A 16,749-nucleotide genomic window follows, 5' to 3' on the forward strand; every position below is an offset into this window, starting at 1 on the left:
GCCAGTGGCTGCTGGTCGAGCTCGATCCGGCGACGGCGGTCTACAACATTCCCTCGGCGGTGCTCTTCGCAGGCCGCCTCGAGGTGGCCGTGCTGGCGGCGACGCTGGGGGAGATCGAGCGCCGCCACGAGGCCCTGCGCACCGTCTTTCCGCAGCGCGATGGCGAGCCGACTCAGCGAATCCTGGCGCCGGCTGGGGCCCGTCTACCGCTGATCGACCTCGCCGCCTTGCCGACCTCGCGGCGCACCGCCGAGCGCGAGCGCCTGCGCCGGGACGAGGCCCGGCGGCCCTTCGACCTCGCCCGTGGACCGCTGATTCGGACCACCCTGCTGCGCGAAGGGGAGGACCGCCATGTCCTGCTGGTCACCCTGCATCACATCGTCGGTGACGGCTGGTCTCTCGGCGTCTTCACGCGCGAGCTCGGCAGTCTGTTCGAAGCCCTCGCCCGGGAACTGCCGTCGCCGCTGTCGCCGCTGTCGCCGCTGCCGCTGCGCTATGCCGACTACGCCGCCTGGCAGCGCTCTTGGCTGAGCGGCGAAGTGCTTGCGCGCCAGGTCGACTACTGGCGCCAGCGCCTCGGCGACGGCGGCTCGGTGCTGCAGCTACCCACCGATCGCCCGCGGCCGGCCCTGCAGAGTCACCGTGGCGGCGAAGTCACCTTCGCCCTCGGCGACGACGTCGCCGCCGGTCTGCGGCAGCTCGCCCGGCGCCAGGGGGCGACCCTCTTCATGGTGCTGCTGACCGCCTTCAAGGCGCTGCTGGCGCGCTTCTCGCGGCAGGACGACATCGCCGTCGGCACCTACGTCGCCAATCGCCGCTGGCGCGAGATCGAAGAGCTGATCGGCTTTTTCGTCAATACCCTGGTGCTGCGCAGCGATCTCACCGGCAACCCGGCCTACGACCGGCTCCTCGAGCGCGTGCGCGCCGTCACCCTGGGGGCCTACGAGCACCAGGACGTGCCCTTCGAGACCCTTCTCGAGGAGCTGCGTCCGGAGCGCGATCTCAGCCGTTCTCCCTGGTTCCAGGTGCTCTTCGGCTTCCAGAACTTCTTCGTGCCGCAGCTCGATCTGCCGGACCTCGCCGTCGGGCCGCTGCCGTCGGAAGGCGACCCGGAGGTCCATTTCGACCTCACTCTGTGGATGATCGAGGGTGACGACGATGGTTCCCTGCGCGGCTCCTGGCAGTACAACGCCGACCTCTTCGATCGCACCACCGCCGAGCGTTGGGTGCGCTCCTTCGAGTCTCTGCTCGGCGCCCTGGTGGCGGAGCCGGAGCTGGCGCTCCTCGATCTGCCGCTGCTCGCCGAGGCCGAACGTCACCAGCTGCTGCGGGAGTGGAACGACGTCGGCGATGCATTTCCGGCCGCCAGCCTCGACCAGCTCTTCCGGGAGAGCGCTCAGCGCTGGCCGGACTCGGTGGCGGTGGTCTGCGGCCAGGACCAGATCACCTATCGTGCCCTCGATGAGCTCGCCGAGGGGCTGGCCCAGCACCTGCGCGCCGTCGGTGCCGGGCCGGATTCGCCGGTGGCACTGCTGATCGACCGCCATGTCGATCTGATGGTCGGCCTGTTCGGAATCCTGCGCGCCGGCGCCGCCTACATCCCTCTCGATCCGGCGATTCCGGCGGAGCGCTTGGCCTACATCCTCGACGATGCGCGACCGGCGGCGCTGGTGAGCGTGTCGCGGCTGCCGCTGCCGACGCTGCCCGCCGGTCTGCCGGTGCTCCACCTCGACCGTCGGCGCGCGCCGGCGCCGGCCGCGGGCTCGGCGCCGACGCCGCCGGAAGGCCTCGCCTACATCATTTACACCTCCGGCTCGACGGGGCGGCCCAAGGGGGTGGCGGTGCAGAACCACTCGGTGGCCAACTACATCCGCAGCGCCGCCGAGATCTTCGCCCTCGGACGGCGGGATCGGGTCCTGCAGTTCGTGTCGATCGGCTTCGATCACGCCGCCGAGGAGATCTTCCCGATCCTCGGCCGCGGCGGCGCCCTGGTGCTGCGGCGCGAAGAGATGATCTCCTCGCCAGGCCACTTCCTCGATCGCCTGAACGACCTGCAGGTCACCCAGCTCAGCCTGCCGACGACCTATTGGCAGGAGCTCGCCACCGCCCTGCCGCAGCGCCCGGCGGGCGACCCGGCGCCGCTGCGGCTGGCGGTTTTCGGCGGCGACCGGGCGATTCCGGAGCGGGTCGAGGCTTGGTGGAGCTGGTCCCTGCCGGGCTTTCGGATGATCAACAACTACGGGCCGACGGAGGCCACCGTGGTCGCCACCATGAGCGAGCTGCGGCGCCTTCGGCGGCCCTCCGGCGAGCTGCCCATCGGTCGCCCGGTGCACGGAGTCCAGGGCTACGTCGTCGCTCCCGATCTCGCCGCCGTACCCCTCGGGGCGCCGGGCGAGCTCTGCCTCGCCGGTGCCGGTCTCGCCAGGGGCTATCTCGGCCGACCGGCCCTGACCGCCGAGAAGTTCGTGCCGGAGCCCTTCTCGGGAATCGCCGGGGCGCGCATGTATCGCACCGGCGATCGCGTGCGCTCCCTCCCCGACGGCGAGCTCGAGTTCCTCGGTCGCATCGACCACCAGGTCAAGGTGCGCGGCTTCCGCATCGAGCTGAGTGAGATCGAAGCGGTCCTGCGGGAGGACTCGGCGGTGGCCGAGGCGGTGGTGCTGGCGCGCCAAGACGGTCCCGGCGAAAAGCGCCTGTGCGCCTACCTGGTCGCTGCCGAAGGCCACCCGGCGCCGTCCCGCGAGGCTCTGCGCAGCCAGCTCAAGAAGCGCCTGCCGGACTACATGGTGCCGCCTGATTTCGTCGTCCTCGCGGCCCTGCCGATGACCTCCAGCAACAAGGTCGATCGTCGGGCGCTGCCGGCACCGGACCGTGAGATCGCCAGCACCGCCGACTACGTGGCGCCGCGCGGCGAGATCGAAGAGCGCCTGTCGGAGATCTTCGCCGAGGTGCTCGAGGTCGAGCGGGTGGGGGTGGAAGACGATTTCTTCGAGCTTGGCGGTCATTCCCTGCTGGCGACGCGCGTCATCGCCCGGCTGCCGCAGGCCTTCGGCCAGGCTCTCGCCCTGCGCACCCTCTTCGAAGCGCCGACGGTGGCGGCCCTCGCCAGGCACCTCAGCGGCGGCGGTGGGGTGGAGCAGCAGGGGAGCGATCCGGGGCCGGTGGTACCGCGCCGGCGCTCCGGGCCGCAGCCGCTGTCCTTCGCGCAGCAGCGTCTCTGGCTGCTCGATCAGCTCGATCCCGGCAGCGCCGCCTACAACATCCCGGCGGTGGTGCGCCTGCGCGGTCGGCTGCGGGTTTCGGCCCTGCGCGCCACCCTCGAATCGCTGGTGGCGCGTCACGAAACACTGCGCACCACGATGGTCGCGAGCGCTGAGGACCCGGCTCAGGTGGTGCATCCGGAGCTCCCCGGCGATTCCCCTCTGCTGCCGCTGGTCGATCTCACGGCCCTGGCGCCGCAGCGGCGGCTGCAGGTCGCCGAAGGTCTGGCCTTCGCCGAGGCGGCTCGGCCCTTCGACCTGGTGCGCGGGCCGTTGCTGCGGGCCCACCTGGCGCAGCTCGAAGACGACCATCACATGCTGTTCGTCACCCTCCATCACATCGTCGGCGACGGCTGGTCGGTAGGGGTTTTCGTGCGTGAGCTCGGCGCGGGCTATCGCGCCTTGCACGGTGGCCGGAAGCCCGACTTCGAGCCTCTGCCGGTGCAGTACGTCGACTTCGCCCTCTGGCAGCGCGAATGGCTCTCGGGCGACGTTCTGGAGGGGCAGGTCGACTGGTGGCGCCAGCGCCTCGGCGCCTCGCCGCCGGTGCTCGAGCTGCCCACGGACCGGCCGCGACCGGCGACCCAGAGTCTCCAGGGGGCGATGCGGGAGGTCGTCTTCCCGGAGGTGATCGCCGACCTCGGGCGCCTCGCCGGGGAGACCGGCACCACCCCCTACATGATCCTCCTGGCGACCCTCCAAGTGCTGCTCCACCGCTACAGCGGCCAGGACGAGATCTCCGTCGGCAGCCCGATCGCCAATCGTCCGCGGCCCGAGCTCGAGGGCCTGATCGGCTTCTTCGCCAACACCCTGGTGATGGCTTCGCGGCTGCGTCCGACGCCCACCTTCGAGGACTTCCTGCAGCAGGTCAAGGAGACCACCCTGGGCGCCTACGCCCACCAGGATCTGCCCTTCGAGAAGCTGGTGGAGGTGCTCGAGCCGCGCCGCGACCTGTCTCGCCATCCGCTCTTCCAGGCGATGTTGGTGATGCTCAATGCGCCGCAAGGGCAGGCCGACCTTCCGGATCTCGAGCTCACCCCCCTGCCCGCCGCCAACGCCACCGCCAAGTTCGATCTCACCCTGATGGTGTGGGAGCGGCCGCGGGACCTGACGGTGCAGATCGAGTACGACACGGCGCTCTTCGACGAGGCGACGGCGCTGCGCCTGCTGAGCCACTTCCGCCGCCTCCTGGAGTCGGCCTTGGCCCATCCCGAACGCTCGGTGGGCGATCTCGACATGCTGTCGGCGGCCGAGCGCTGGCAGCTGCTCAACGACTGGAACCGCAATCAGGCGGTGGCCTCGGGCACGCTCCATGGGCTGTTCGCCGACACCGCCGCCGTCCATCCCGATGCGGTGGCCGTCACCGCCGATGGCGCCCACCTGAGCTATGGCGAGCTGACGCGGCGCGCTCGCGCCTGGGCGGCGCTGCTGCGGCGCCACGGGGTGGCCGGGGAGCGCACCGTGGCGCTGTGCGTCGAGCGCGGCCTGGACCTGCCGGTGGCGGTGCTCGCCACCCTCGAGGCGGGCGGCGTGTGCGTGCCCCTCGATCCGGCCTATCCGCCGGAACGCTTGGCCTGGATGCTGGAGGACTGCGGTGCCGCGGTGGTGGTGGCGGCGCGGCGCTACGGTCACCTGGTGACCGGCGACGACGATCGCCCGGTGCTGTGGGTCGAGGATCTGGTTCCGGCGGCGAGGGCGGCCGCGGCGCCGGAGGCCGCGCCGGCTTCGCCGAGCTCGCCGGACCACCTCGCTTACGTCATCTACACCTCCGGCTCGAGCGGCCTGCCCAAGGGCGTCGCGATGCGCCACGGCGCGATCACTCAGCTGGTCAACTGGCAGGCCCAGAGTGGCGTGCCGCGCCGCGACGGCAGTCGCACCCTGCAGTTCTCGGCCCTCTCCTTCGACGTTTCCTTCCAGGAGATGTTCACCACCTGGCAGCGCGCCGGCACCCTGGTCCTGGTGCCGGACGAGCTGCGGCGCGATCCATTCCTGCTCCTGGCGCGGCTGCAGCGGGAGGCGGTCGAAACCCTCTACCTGCCCTTCGTCGGGTTGCAGCAGCTCGCCGAAGCGGTGGCCGAGGTGGGGGAGGTGCCCGGGGCTCTGCGCGAGATCGTCACCGCCGGCGAGCAGCTGCGCATGACCGGCGAAGTGCGAGCCCTGATGGCCGGGCTGCCGGAGGGGCGGCTGCACAACCACTACGGCCCCTCCGAGACCCACGTCGTCACCGCCTGGAATCGCTCCGCCGAGGAGGCCGAAGAGCAGCCCTGGCCCGATCTGCCGCCCATCGGCCGGCCGGTGGCGGCGGCCCGCGCCTATCTTCTCGACCGCCTCGGCCAGCCGGCCCTGGTGGGGGTCGCGGGGGAGCTGTTCTTCGGCGGCGGCTGCCTGGCTCGCGGCTATCTCGGGCAGCCTCGGCGCACCGCCGAAAGCTTCCTGCCGGATCCCTTCTCGACCGTCCCCGGGGCGCGCATGTACCGCACCGGCGATCTCGGTCGCTGGCGTTCCGACGGTGACCTCGAATTCCTCGGCCGCGCCGACACCCAGGTCAAGATCCGGGGATTCCGGGTCGAGCCCGGCGAGGTCGAGCAGGCCCTCGGTTATCACCCGGCGGTCCGTACCTCGGTGGTGGTGGCGCGCGGCGACGGCGAGCTGCGGTTGGTGGCCTACGTGGTGGCGCGCGGCGAGCGGCCGCGCGACCTACGCTCCTTCCTGGCCCAGCGCCTGCCGGAATACCTGATACCGGCCCAGTTCGTTTTCCTCGAGAGCTTGCCGCTGACCCCGAGCGGCAAGGTCAATCAGCGCGAGCTGCCGGATCCCGCGGCGCCGGTCGCTTCGGCGGCGGCGATGGTGGTGCCGCGCTCACCCCTCGAAGAGCTGGTGGCCGGCGTCTGGTGCGAGGTGCTGGAGCGGTCCGCGGTGTCCGTGCTCGACGACTTCTTCGCCCTCGGCGGCCAGTCCCTGCTGGCGACCCGGGTGGTGTCGCGGCTGCGTCGGGCCCTGGGCGTCGACCTCGCCGTCAAGACCTTCTTCGAGCGCCCCACCGTCGCCGGCCTGGCGGCCCATCTCGAAGACGCGACCCCGGGCGTGGCGGCGCCGCCGATCGAGCCGGTTTCGCGGCAGGAAGATCTGCCTCTGTCCTTCGGCCAGCAGCGCTTGTGGTTTCTCGACCAGATGGCCGCCGGCGGCAGCGCCTACAACATTCCGGCGACGGTGCGGCTGCGTGGCGACCTGGAGGTCGCCGCCATGGCCTTCGCCCTCGACGCGGTGGTGCGACGCCACGAGGCGCTGCGCACCGTCTTCCGGCGGCGCGGCCGCCGGCCTCACCAGGTGGTGCTGCCCTGGCAGCCGCGCCCCTTGCCGTTGATCGATCTCTCGGGTCTCGCCGCCGACGCCCGGCACCACGAGGGGATTCGCCTCGACGAGGCCGAGGCTTTGCGCGGCTTCGATCTCGCCATCGGTCCATTGATGCGGTCGTTCTTGATTCGCTTCGCCGCCGGCGATCACCTGCTGGTCACCAACACCCATCACATCGTTTCCGACGGCTGGTCGGTGGGTGTCCTGGTGCGCGAGCTCTGCGCCGGCTATCGGGAGGCCCTCGAGGGCCGCCAACTGGACCTCGAGCCGCTGCGAATCCAGTTCGGTGACTTCGCCGCCTGGCAGCGCCAGTGGCTGGCGGGGGAGGTCCTCGACGAGCAGCTCGACTGGTGGCGCGAGCGCCTCGATGGCTTCCTCGATCCCCTCGAGCTGCCCGCCGACCGGCCGCGACCGCCGCGTCAGGATCCGCGCGGCGACACCCGGGCGTTCTTGATCGACGAGGCCCTCGCCGAGGCCCTGCAAGAGCTCTCTGGACAGCGTGGCGCCACCCTCTTCATGACCCTGTTGGCGGCTTTCCAGGTCCTCCTGTCGCGACTCAGTGGTCAGACCGCCCTCGCCGTCGGCTCGCCGATCGCCAACCGTCACCGCGAGGAGATCGAGGATCTCATCGGCTTCTTCGTCAACACCCTGGTGCTCGCCGGCCGCCCCCTGCCGGAGAAGTCCTTCGTCGCATTTCTGGACGAGATCCGGCGCTTCACTCTCGGCGCTTACGGCCACCAGGATCTGCCCTTCGAGAAGCTGGTCGAGGTGCTCCATCCGGAGCGTGATCTGTCGCGCTCGCCCCTCTTCCAGGTCGCTTTCGTGCTGCAGAACGCCCCTCTCGACGTCCTCGAGCTGCCGGGTCTCGAGGCCGAGCCGACGATGGCGGCGGCGGCGGTGGCCAAGTTCGACCTCACTCTCACCGCCTCGCAGACGGACGGCCGTCTGCTGTTGACCTGGAACTTCGCCACCGCCCTCTTCGACGCCAGCACCATCGAGCGCGTCCACCGCGCCTTCGAGGTCCTGCTCGCCGGTGTGGTGGCGAATCCGGCGGCCGAGATCGGTCGCTTGCCGCTGCTGACGGCGGCGCAGCGGGTCGAGCTGCTCGACGACTGGGGCCACGGCCCCCGGTTCGCCGCTCCCGGGTCCGCCGCCCGAGGGTCCGTCCCGCTGCTCCCGGAGGTGATCGCGACCTGGGCCGGCGAGCAGCCGCAGGCGGTGGCGGTGGTGTCGTCCGCCGGCACCTTGACCTACGGTGATCTGGCGGCCCGATCCCGCCGGCTGGCGGCCGAGCTGCGGCGCCTCGGCGGTCGTCCGGGGGAGGTCGTCGCCGTCGCCCTCGATCGCACCGTGGAGCAGGTGGTGGCCTTCGTCGCCACCCAGTGGGCTGGCCTCTGTTACCTGCCCCTCGATCCCGCCTATCCGGCGCCGCGCCTCGCCTTCATGGCGGCGGACGCGCGCCCGGCAGCGCTGCTGGTGCCGGCAGAGCGCCCCGCCTGGGCGGCGGATCTCGCTTCGCCGGTCGTGGCGATCGAGGACCTGCAGCAGCAGGGCGAGGGCTCCGCTCCGCAAATCACGGCCGACGTTCGCGATGCGGCGCTACCGGCCTACGTCGTCTACACCTCCGGATCGACGGGCCGGCCCAAGGGGGTACAGATCACCGCCGGCGCCTTGGCGAATTTGGTGGCGGAGCAGCGGCGATTGCTCGGCCGCGGACCGGCCGATCGGGTGCTGCAATTCGCCGCCCTGTCCTTCGATGCCAGCGTCTGGGAGATGGCTCTCGCCTTCGGCGCCGGTGCCGCTCTGGTGGTCGCCCCGGCGAGCGAGCTGGTGCCGGGACCGGCCCTCGATGGCCTGATCCGTCGTCAGCGCGTCACCTGCCTCACCCTGCCTCCCTCGAGCCTGGCGCAGCTCTCTCCGCCCGCCGCGGAGAGCACCCTCGAGCTGGTGATCTCGGCGGGCGAGGCACTGCCCGCGGCGGTGGCTCGAGAGTGGGCTGCCGCGACCTCCCTGATCAACGCCTACGGCCCGTCCGAGACCACCGTTTGCGCCACTCTCGGTGAGGTCGTCGAGGGCGGCCACGAGATCGCGATCGGGCGCCCCCTGGCCGGCTTCGTGGCGCGGGTGCTCGATGCGCGTGGCGAGCTGGTCCCGGTGGGGGTTGCCGGTGAGCTTTGCCTGGCAGGCCCCGCCCTCGCCATCGGCTACCTTGGACGCCCGGCTTTGACGGCGGAGCGTTTCCGGCCCTACCCGGACGGCAACGGCGAGCGCCTCTACTACACCGGGGATCGCGTTCGCTGGAGTCCCTCGGGTGAGCTCGAGTACCTCGGACGCCGCGACGACCAGGTCAAGCTGCGGGGTTTTCGCATCGAGCCGGGGGAGGTTGAAGCCGCCCTGGCGACCTTGCCGGAGGTCGACCAGGCGGCGGTGGTGGTGCAGGAGGACCAGCTGGTCGCCCACGTCGTGCCGCGAGGGTCCTTCGATGCGGCGGCGCTGCGAGCCCGCCTGGGCGAAGAGCTGCCGGCTCATCTCGTGCCTCACCGGCTATTGCGCCTGCAGGCTCTACCGCGAACCGCCGTCGGCAAGGTCGATCGGATGCTCTTGGCCGAGGCACCCTCACCGGCAGAGGACGACGCTGGCGCGGCGCAGATCACGCTGCCCCGCAACCCTCTCGAGGCCCGGCTGGTCGAGCTCTGGTGCGAGGTTCTCGAGCGTCGCGAGATCGGTATCGAGGAGGATTTCTTCGACCTCGGCGGGCAGTCCATGCGTGCCCTGCGGCTGACCCAGCGGATCGCCGAAGAGCTCGACGTCGCCCTGCCGGTGCGGGTCTTCTTCGAGGCCCCGACGGTGGCGGCGATGGCGCAGCACATCGCGGCCGAGGGGCAGCCGTCGCTCGGAGCCGGCGACAGAGCCGGCGGCCCGCCGTCGGTGGCGATCCCGGAAGGCGGGGGTGGCGGCGACGACGAGCCCTGCTTGCAAGACCTCTTCGCCACGGCGGTGGCGTGGAACCCGCAGGCTGCGGCGGTGATCGAGGGCGAAGCGACCCTCACCTACGAGGAGCTCGATCGTCGCTCCGGCTCCTTGGCACGGCGCCTGGTGATGGCCGGCGTCGAGCCCGGCGAGATGGTCGGTCTTTGCCTCGAGCGGTCGACCGCCTGGGTGGTGGCGATGCTGGCGATCCTCAAGGCCGGGGCCGCCTACCTGCCGCTCGATCCGAGCTATCCGCGGGAGCGCCTGGCGACGATGATCGACGATGCCGAGGTGACGACGGCGGTGGTCAGCGCCGAGACCGCCGATCTCCTGCCGGAGGACGACGACCTCGAGCTGCTCCTGCCGCGCGGCTCCAAGAAGCCCCTCTCGCGGTCCGTCGACGGCCGGCAGGTGGCTTACATGATGTACACCTCCGGATCGACCGGTCGCCCCAAGGGCGTGCGGGTGCCCCACCGCGCCGTGATCCGCCTGGTGTGCGACACCAACTACCTGCAGATCGACCCTCGGGATCGCTTGGGCTTCGTCGCCAATCCGGCCTTCGATGCCGCCACCTTCGAGCTCTGGGGGGCTCTCCTCAACGGCGCCGCGGTGGTGGTGGTCCCGCCGGCGACCGCTCTCTCGCCGGCGGCCCTGGGGGAGGAGATCCGGCGCCGTGGCATCACCACCTGCTTCTTCACGACCTCTCTGTTCCAGCGCTTGGCGCGCCACCACCAGGATGTTCTGGCGCCGCTTTCGACGGTGCTCTTCGGCGGCGAGACCTGTTCGCCGACAGTGGTGCGAGAGTACTTCGCCGCCAACCCTGACCAGCGTCTGGTCAACTGCTACGGTCCGACCGAGAACACCACCTTCACCACCTGCCAGGTGATCGACGCCGAGGTCGTCGCCGAGTCGGCGATTCCCATTGGCTCGGTGATCACCGGCACGGAGGCCTACGTCGTCGATGGCGACTTCGAGCGCGTCGCGACCGGCGAGGCGGGGGAGCTGGTGGTCGGTGGTCGCGGTCTCGCCCAGGGCTATCACCGGCGGCCGGCGCTCACCGCCGAGCGCTTCCAGCCGGACCCTCTCGGGGAGGTCCCCGGTCAGCGCCTCTACCGCACCGGTGATCGGGTTCGGCAACGGGCGGACGGTGGCTTCGACTTCATGGGCCGGTCCGATCGCCAGATCAAGCTGCGCGGCTTCCGCATCGAGCTCGGCGAGATCGAAGCCGCCCTCGAAGTCCTGCCGGGTATCGATCAGGCGCGGGTCGAGCTGCGCGTCACGGATGGCGACGACCGTCGTCTTCACGCCTTTGTCGCGCCCTTCGACGGCGACCTCCAGGAGCTGCGCGACGGCCTGGCGGCCCGCCTTCCGGCCTACATGGTGCCGGCGTCCTTCGCCACCATCGATCGCTTCCCGCTGACCGCCAACGGCAAGGTCGACGGCGCCGCCCTCGAGCGCACCGCACGCGTGCTCGGCGGCAGCGCCGAGGAGGCCGCCGACGGACCTCCGGCGGAGACCATCGAGGCCATGCTGGTGGATCTTTGGAAAGAGGTCTTGGAGGTCGAGCAGGTGGGCCTCGAGGACGATTTCTTCGCCCTCGGCGGTCACTCCCTGCTCGCCACCGAAGTGGTCGCCGGAGTCGAGGAGGTCTACGGCGTCGAGCTCTCGCTGGTGGCGCTGTTCGAGAATCCGACGATCGCGGGGACGGCGGCGGCGATTGCCGAGCTGCTACGTCAGGAGGGCCGCGAAGCGATCCTGGCCGCGGACCTGCCTACCACCGTTGAGAAGACGCCGAGGGACGAAGCGCTGGCTCCTGTTCCCATCGCCGCCGAGCGTCTGGCGCCGGCGACCTTCTCGCAGCAACGCCTGTGGTTCCTCGACCGCCTCGACCCGGGCTCGGCGACCTACAACGTGCCGGCGGCGGTCGAGCTGCGCGGCGAGCTCGAGGTCGCCGCCCTCGCCGGTGCCCTGCGCGCCATCGTCGAGCGCCAGGGGGTGCTGCGCACCACCTTCGAGGAGAACGACGGGCGCTGCGAGCAGCGCATCGGAGCCTGGCCGCCGGGAGCGCTCTTGCCGCTGATCGATCTCTCGGCTCTGCCGCCGGCCAAACGGGACGGCGAGCTCGACCGCCAGGTGCTGGCCGGCGGTGCCGAAGGCTTCGATCTCGAGCGCGGTCCGCTCTTCCGGGCCCGCCTGCTGCGCCTCGGAGGCCGGAGTCATCGCCTGCAGGTGACCCTCCACCACATCATCAGCGATGCCTGGTCGGTGGGGGTCTTCGTGCGCGAGCTGTCGTTGATTTACCGCGCCGCCTGCAGCGGCTCCCGCTCACCCCTGGTGCCGCTGCCGCAGCAGTTCGCCGATCATGCCGAACGCCTGGCGGAGGAGTTCTCGGAGGAGCGGGTGGGGGCCGAGCTGGTGATCGCCGCCGAGCGCCTGCAGGAGTTCATCGATCCCCTCGAGCTGCCCACCGACCGGCCGCGACCGCCGCTTCAGAGCTTCGCCGGGGAGACCCACGTCTCGCACTTCGAGCCCGAGCTCGCTCAGCGCCTCGAGGCGCTGGCCCGCCAGCACAAGGGCACGCTGTTCATGGCTCTGTTGGCGGCTTTCGGGGCTCTCCTCGGGCGCTGGTCCGGGCGCGACCGGTTGACCGTCGGCTCGCCGATCGCCAATCGCGGCAAGGGCGAGATCGACGGTCTGATCGGCTTCTTCACCAACACCATCGTGGTGCCCGTCGATCTCACCGGGGATCCCTCCTTCCGCGAGCTGCTCGATCGCTCCCGTCGCTCCAGCCTCGACGCCTTCTCGCGCCAGCACCTGCCCTTCGAGCGGCTGGTCGACGCCCTCGAGCCGGATCGCGATCCGACGCGCCAGCCGCTCTTCCAGGTGATGCTGGTACAGCAGGCGCAGAGTCGCTCGGGTCTCGCCATGGCGGGTCTCGAGCTGGCGCCTGTCGAGGTGCCGAACACCACCTCGAAATTCGACCTCACGCTCTTCGTCTACGCCGATGACGAAGAGCTCGAGCTGCGCCTGGAGTACGCCACGGCGCTGTTCGACGGCGCCACCATCGATCGCTTCGTCGGTGCCCTCGAGCGCCTGCTGCGGGCGGTCCTCGACGATCCCGACCGGCCGCTGTCGCGGCTGCCCTGGACTTCCGCCGAGGAGCGTCGCCAGATCGCCCATTGGAACGCCACCGAAGAGCCGGCCGCGGCCGGCGCGGTGCGCTCCCTCGATGCCCTCTTCCGTCGCCAGGCGGTGGCGACCCCCTCGGCACCGGCGGTGATCGCTACCGAGGGCCGTTTGAGCTACCGCGAGCTCGACCGGCGATCCGATGACCTGGCGCGGCGCCTGGTGGCCGCTGGCGTGGCGTGCGACGCGGTGGTCGCCATCTGCGTCGGCCGAACCCTCGACCTCGCCACCGCCGTCCTCGCCGTGCTCAAGGCCGGCGGAGCCTGCCTGTCCCTCGATCCCGCCTATCCCGCCGAGCGACTGACCTTCATGGTGGCGGACAGCAAGGCGCGGGTCTTGATCTCCGACGGGACCCCTGTGGAGCTCGCAGCGGACGACCTTCCGGTGGTGACCGTCGGTGGGGTCGAGGAGCCGCCGGCGACGGTCGCCGAGGCGCGCCTGGCGGGAGGATTGTCCGACTCCCTGGCCTACGTCATCTACACCTCCGGCTCGACCGGTCGGCCGAAGGGTGTGGCGATGCGCCACGGGGCGCTGGTCAGCCTCGCCGAGTGGCAGCGCCGCCATCGCATTCCCAGTCGTCCGGACGGCGCGGTGCTGCAGTTCGCCGCCCTCAGCTTCGACGTCTCCTTCCAGGAGATGTTCGCCACCTGGGGCGCCGGCGGTGCCCTGGTGATGGTCTCGGAGGAGATGCGGCGCGATGCCTTCGCCCTGGCAGGACACCTCGCCGAGCAGCGGGTCGAGACCCTCTACTTGCCCTTCGTCGCCCTCCAGGGGCTGGCCGAGGCGGTGCGCGGCGGGGCGCCCGTGCCGCACAGCCTGCGCGACATCATCACCGCCGGCGAGCAGCTGCGGGTGACGCCACAGGTGCGGGCATTGCTCGATCGCCTGCCGGGGGCGCGGTTGCACAACCACTACGGTCCTTCCGAGACCCATGTCGTCACCGCCTGGACCGGCGAGGCCGGCGAGGCGCTGCCGGAGCTGCCGCCGATCGGTGGTCCGGTGGCCAACACGCGCGTCCAGGTGCTCGCTACCGGCGGCACCCTGGCCCCCCTCGGCGTCCCCGGAGAGCTCTGCTTCGGCGGTGAATGCCTGGCCCGCGGCTACCTGCATCGGCCTGCTCTGACGGCGGAACGCTTCGTTCCCGACCCTTGGGGGCCGCCCGGCGGACGCCTCTACCGCACCGGCGACCTCGGCCGCTGGCTCGGCGCCGGCGAGCTCGAGTTCCTCGGTCGCCTCGATGGCCAGATCAAGGTGCGCGGATTCCGCGTCGAGCCCGGCGAGATCGAACAAGCGCTGGGCGCCCATCGGGCCGTCGAGCAGGCGGTGGTGGTGGCTCACGGCGAGGCTGGCGGCCGGCGCCTGGTGGCCTACGTGACCCTCACCGAGGATGGACCCGAGGCGAGCAGCGAAGAGCTCATCGATCACCTCGTCGACCGCCTGCCGGAGCCCCTGGTGCCGTCTGTCGTGGAGATTCTCCCGGCGTTGCCGCTGACGCCCTCGGGCAAGATCGATCGCCGCTCTCTACCGGCTCCTTCCTTTGCCGACGCGGCTTCCGGAGGCGCCTCGCGGCCGCCCCAGGGGGCCGTCGAGGAGCAGGTGGCGGCCATCTGGGAGGAAGTCTTGGGAATCTCTGGCATCGGCGCCGAAGAATCCTTCTTCCGGCTCGGCGGCCACTCTCTCCTCGCCACCCAGGTGGCCTCGCGGTTGAGCAGCGCTCGGGGACGCCAGGTGCCCGTCCGGCTGCTCTTCGAGGCGCCCACCGTCCGACAGCTGGCGCGGCGCCTCGACGACCTCTCGGCGGCGGTCGAGGCGGTGACCGTGGGGGAGCTCGAGGATTCCGCCCCGCCGCTCTCTTTCTCCCAACAGAGGCTGTGGTTCCTGGAGCAGCTCACTCCCGGCAAGGCGACCTACAACCTGGCGGCGGCGGTAGCCCTCGAGGGCGATCTGGCGGTCGGACCGCTGCGGGCCGCCCTGGGCGAGATCTATCGTCGACACGAGGCTCTGAGGACCACCTTCGCGACGGTCGCTGGCAGTCCAGTCCAGGTGGTCCGAGGAGCCCGGTCGACGACCTTCCCGGTAATCGACCTGAGCCGATTGCCGGCGCCGCTGCGCGACGCCGAGGCCGATCGCTGGCGCCGCTTCGAGGTCGCCACCGGCTTCGACCTCGAGCGCGGGCCTCTGCTGCGCGTCCGCCTGCTGCGCCTCGACAAGGGCTGTCATCACCTGCTCTTCGCCATGCACCACATCATCTCCGACCTGTGGTCGATGGGTGTCTTCGTAGGCGAGCTTTCGACCCTCTACGAGTGTGCCCGGGCGGGCCAGCGGTCGCCCTTGGCGGAGCTGGAGATGCAGTATCCGGAGTTCGCCCGCTGGCAGCGTCGCTGGCTTTCGGGCGAAGTCGAGGAGGAGCTCGCCAGCCACTGGCGCGAGCACTTGGCCGGTGCACCGGAGAGCCTCGACCTGCCCTTCGATCGGCCACGACCGGCGCTGCCGACCTATCGCGGCGACAACCTCGAGATCACCCTGCCGGAGGATCTGTCGGCCTGGATGTCTGACTTGGCGCGGCAGCACGACGGCACCCTGTTCATGGTGCTGGTGGCGGCTTTCTCGGCGTTGTTGAGTCGCTACAGCGGTAGCGACGATCTGCTCCTCGGAACCCCCGTCGCCAACCGCAACCGTCTCGAGACGGAGCCCCTGATCGGCTTCTTCGTCAACACCCTGGTGCTGCGTGTCGGCGTCGAGCCGGGGCTCACCTTCGGCGAGCTCCTGGAAGGCGTTCGGTCGACTACCCTCGACGCCTACGGCCATCAGGACTACCCCTTCGAACGTCTCGTCGAGGCGGTCGGCGCGCAGCGCGATCTGCGCCGCGAGGCGCTCTTCCAGGTGCTGGTGGCGGTGCAGAACGCTCCCCTCAGCAGGTTCGAGCTGCCGGGCCTCGAGCTGCGCTCCCTCGACCTGCCGAGCCCGGTCGCCAAGTTCGACCTCTCCCTCTACGGGGCGGAGCGGTCCGGTGGCGTCGAGCTCGACTTCAACTTCAGCACCGACCTCTTCGACCGGGTCACCATCGAGCGTCTGGCGGGGCATCTGACGGAGCTCCTCGAGGCGGTGCGTAAGGAGCCCGCCACGGCGCTACGCCGGCTGCCTCTGCTGACCTCCGGCGAGCGCCTCCAGCTCAGCTCCATGGGGCGCCGCCGCGCCACCTTCGAGGACCGCCGCTCGCTGCCCGATCTGTTCCGCCGGGTGGTGGTCTCGGCTCCCGATCGGGTGGCCTTGGTGTGCGGCGAGCGTCAGATCACCTACGGCGCCCTCGACCAGCGATCGACGGCCCTGGCGATCCGCCTCGGCGTCGCTCCGGGGGCACGGGTCGGCCTCGCCGTCGAGCGCAGCGAGGACATCGCCGTGGCGATCTTGGCGATCCTCAAGGCCGGCGCCGCCTACGTGCCGCTCGATCCCGCCTATCCGGCCGAGCGCCTGCGCTTCGTGGCGCGCGATGCCGACCTGGCGGCGTTGGTGGTGGCGGGCTCGGGGGACGATGCCGCTTGGAACGACGGGCCTTGGGACGACCTGCCCAGAATCGACCTGGAACGGGTCGACCTGGCGGCGCAGCCGTCTTCGGGGCCCTGGCGACCGCCGGCGATCGCCGCCGACAGCCTGGCCTATCTCATCTACACCTCCGGCTCGACCGGGCGACCGAAGGCGGTGGGTGTGTCGCACCACAACGTCATTCGGCTGTTGCGGGCGGCGGAGGAGGGTTTCGACTTCGGGGCCGACGACGTCTGGACCCTGTTCCACTCCTACGCCTTCGACTTTTCCGTTTGGGAGCTGTGGGGCGCTTTCGCCTGGGGTGGCCGTCTGGTGGTGGTTCCTCACTGGACCAGCCGCTCACCGGAAGATTTCTGGCAGCTCCTGGTGGCGCAGCAGGTGACGGTTCTCAACCAGACCCCGTCGGCCTTCCTGCAGCTGGTGCCGGCGGCCCTGG

At 71.0% G+C, this 16,749-nt stretch carries 1 protein-coding gene (cut by both window edges); it reads left to right on the forward strand.

The whole window is internal to a non-ribosomal peptide synthase/polyketide synthase gene (locus tag AAF604_09585) on the forward strand: the coding sequence, 50,568 nt in all, runs 9,637 nt past the left edge and 24,182 nt past the right edge, and what appears here is coding positions 9,638–26,386, spanning codon 3,213 (partial) through codon 8,796 (partial); the first complete codon in view begins at nucleotide 3. Both codon boundaries (start and stop) fall beyond the window edges.

Source organism: Acidobacteriota bacterium (genome assembly GCA_039028635.1).
In the GTDB taxonomy this organism is placed as follows: domain Bacteria; phylum Acidobacteriota; class Thermoanaerobaculia; order Multivoradales; family JBCCEF01; genus JBCCEF01.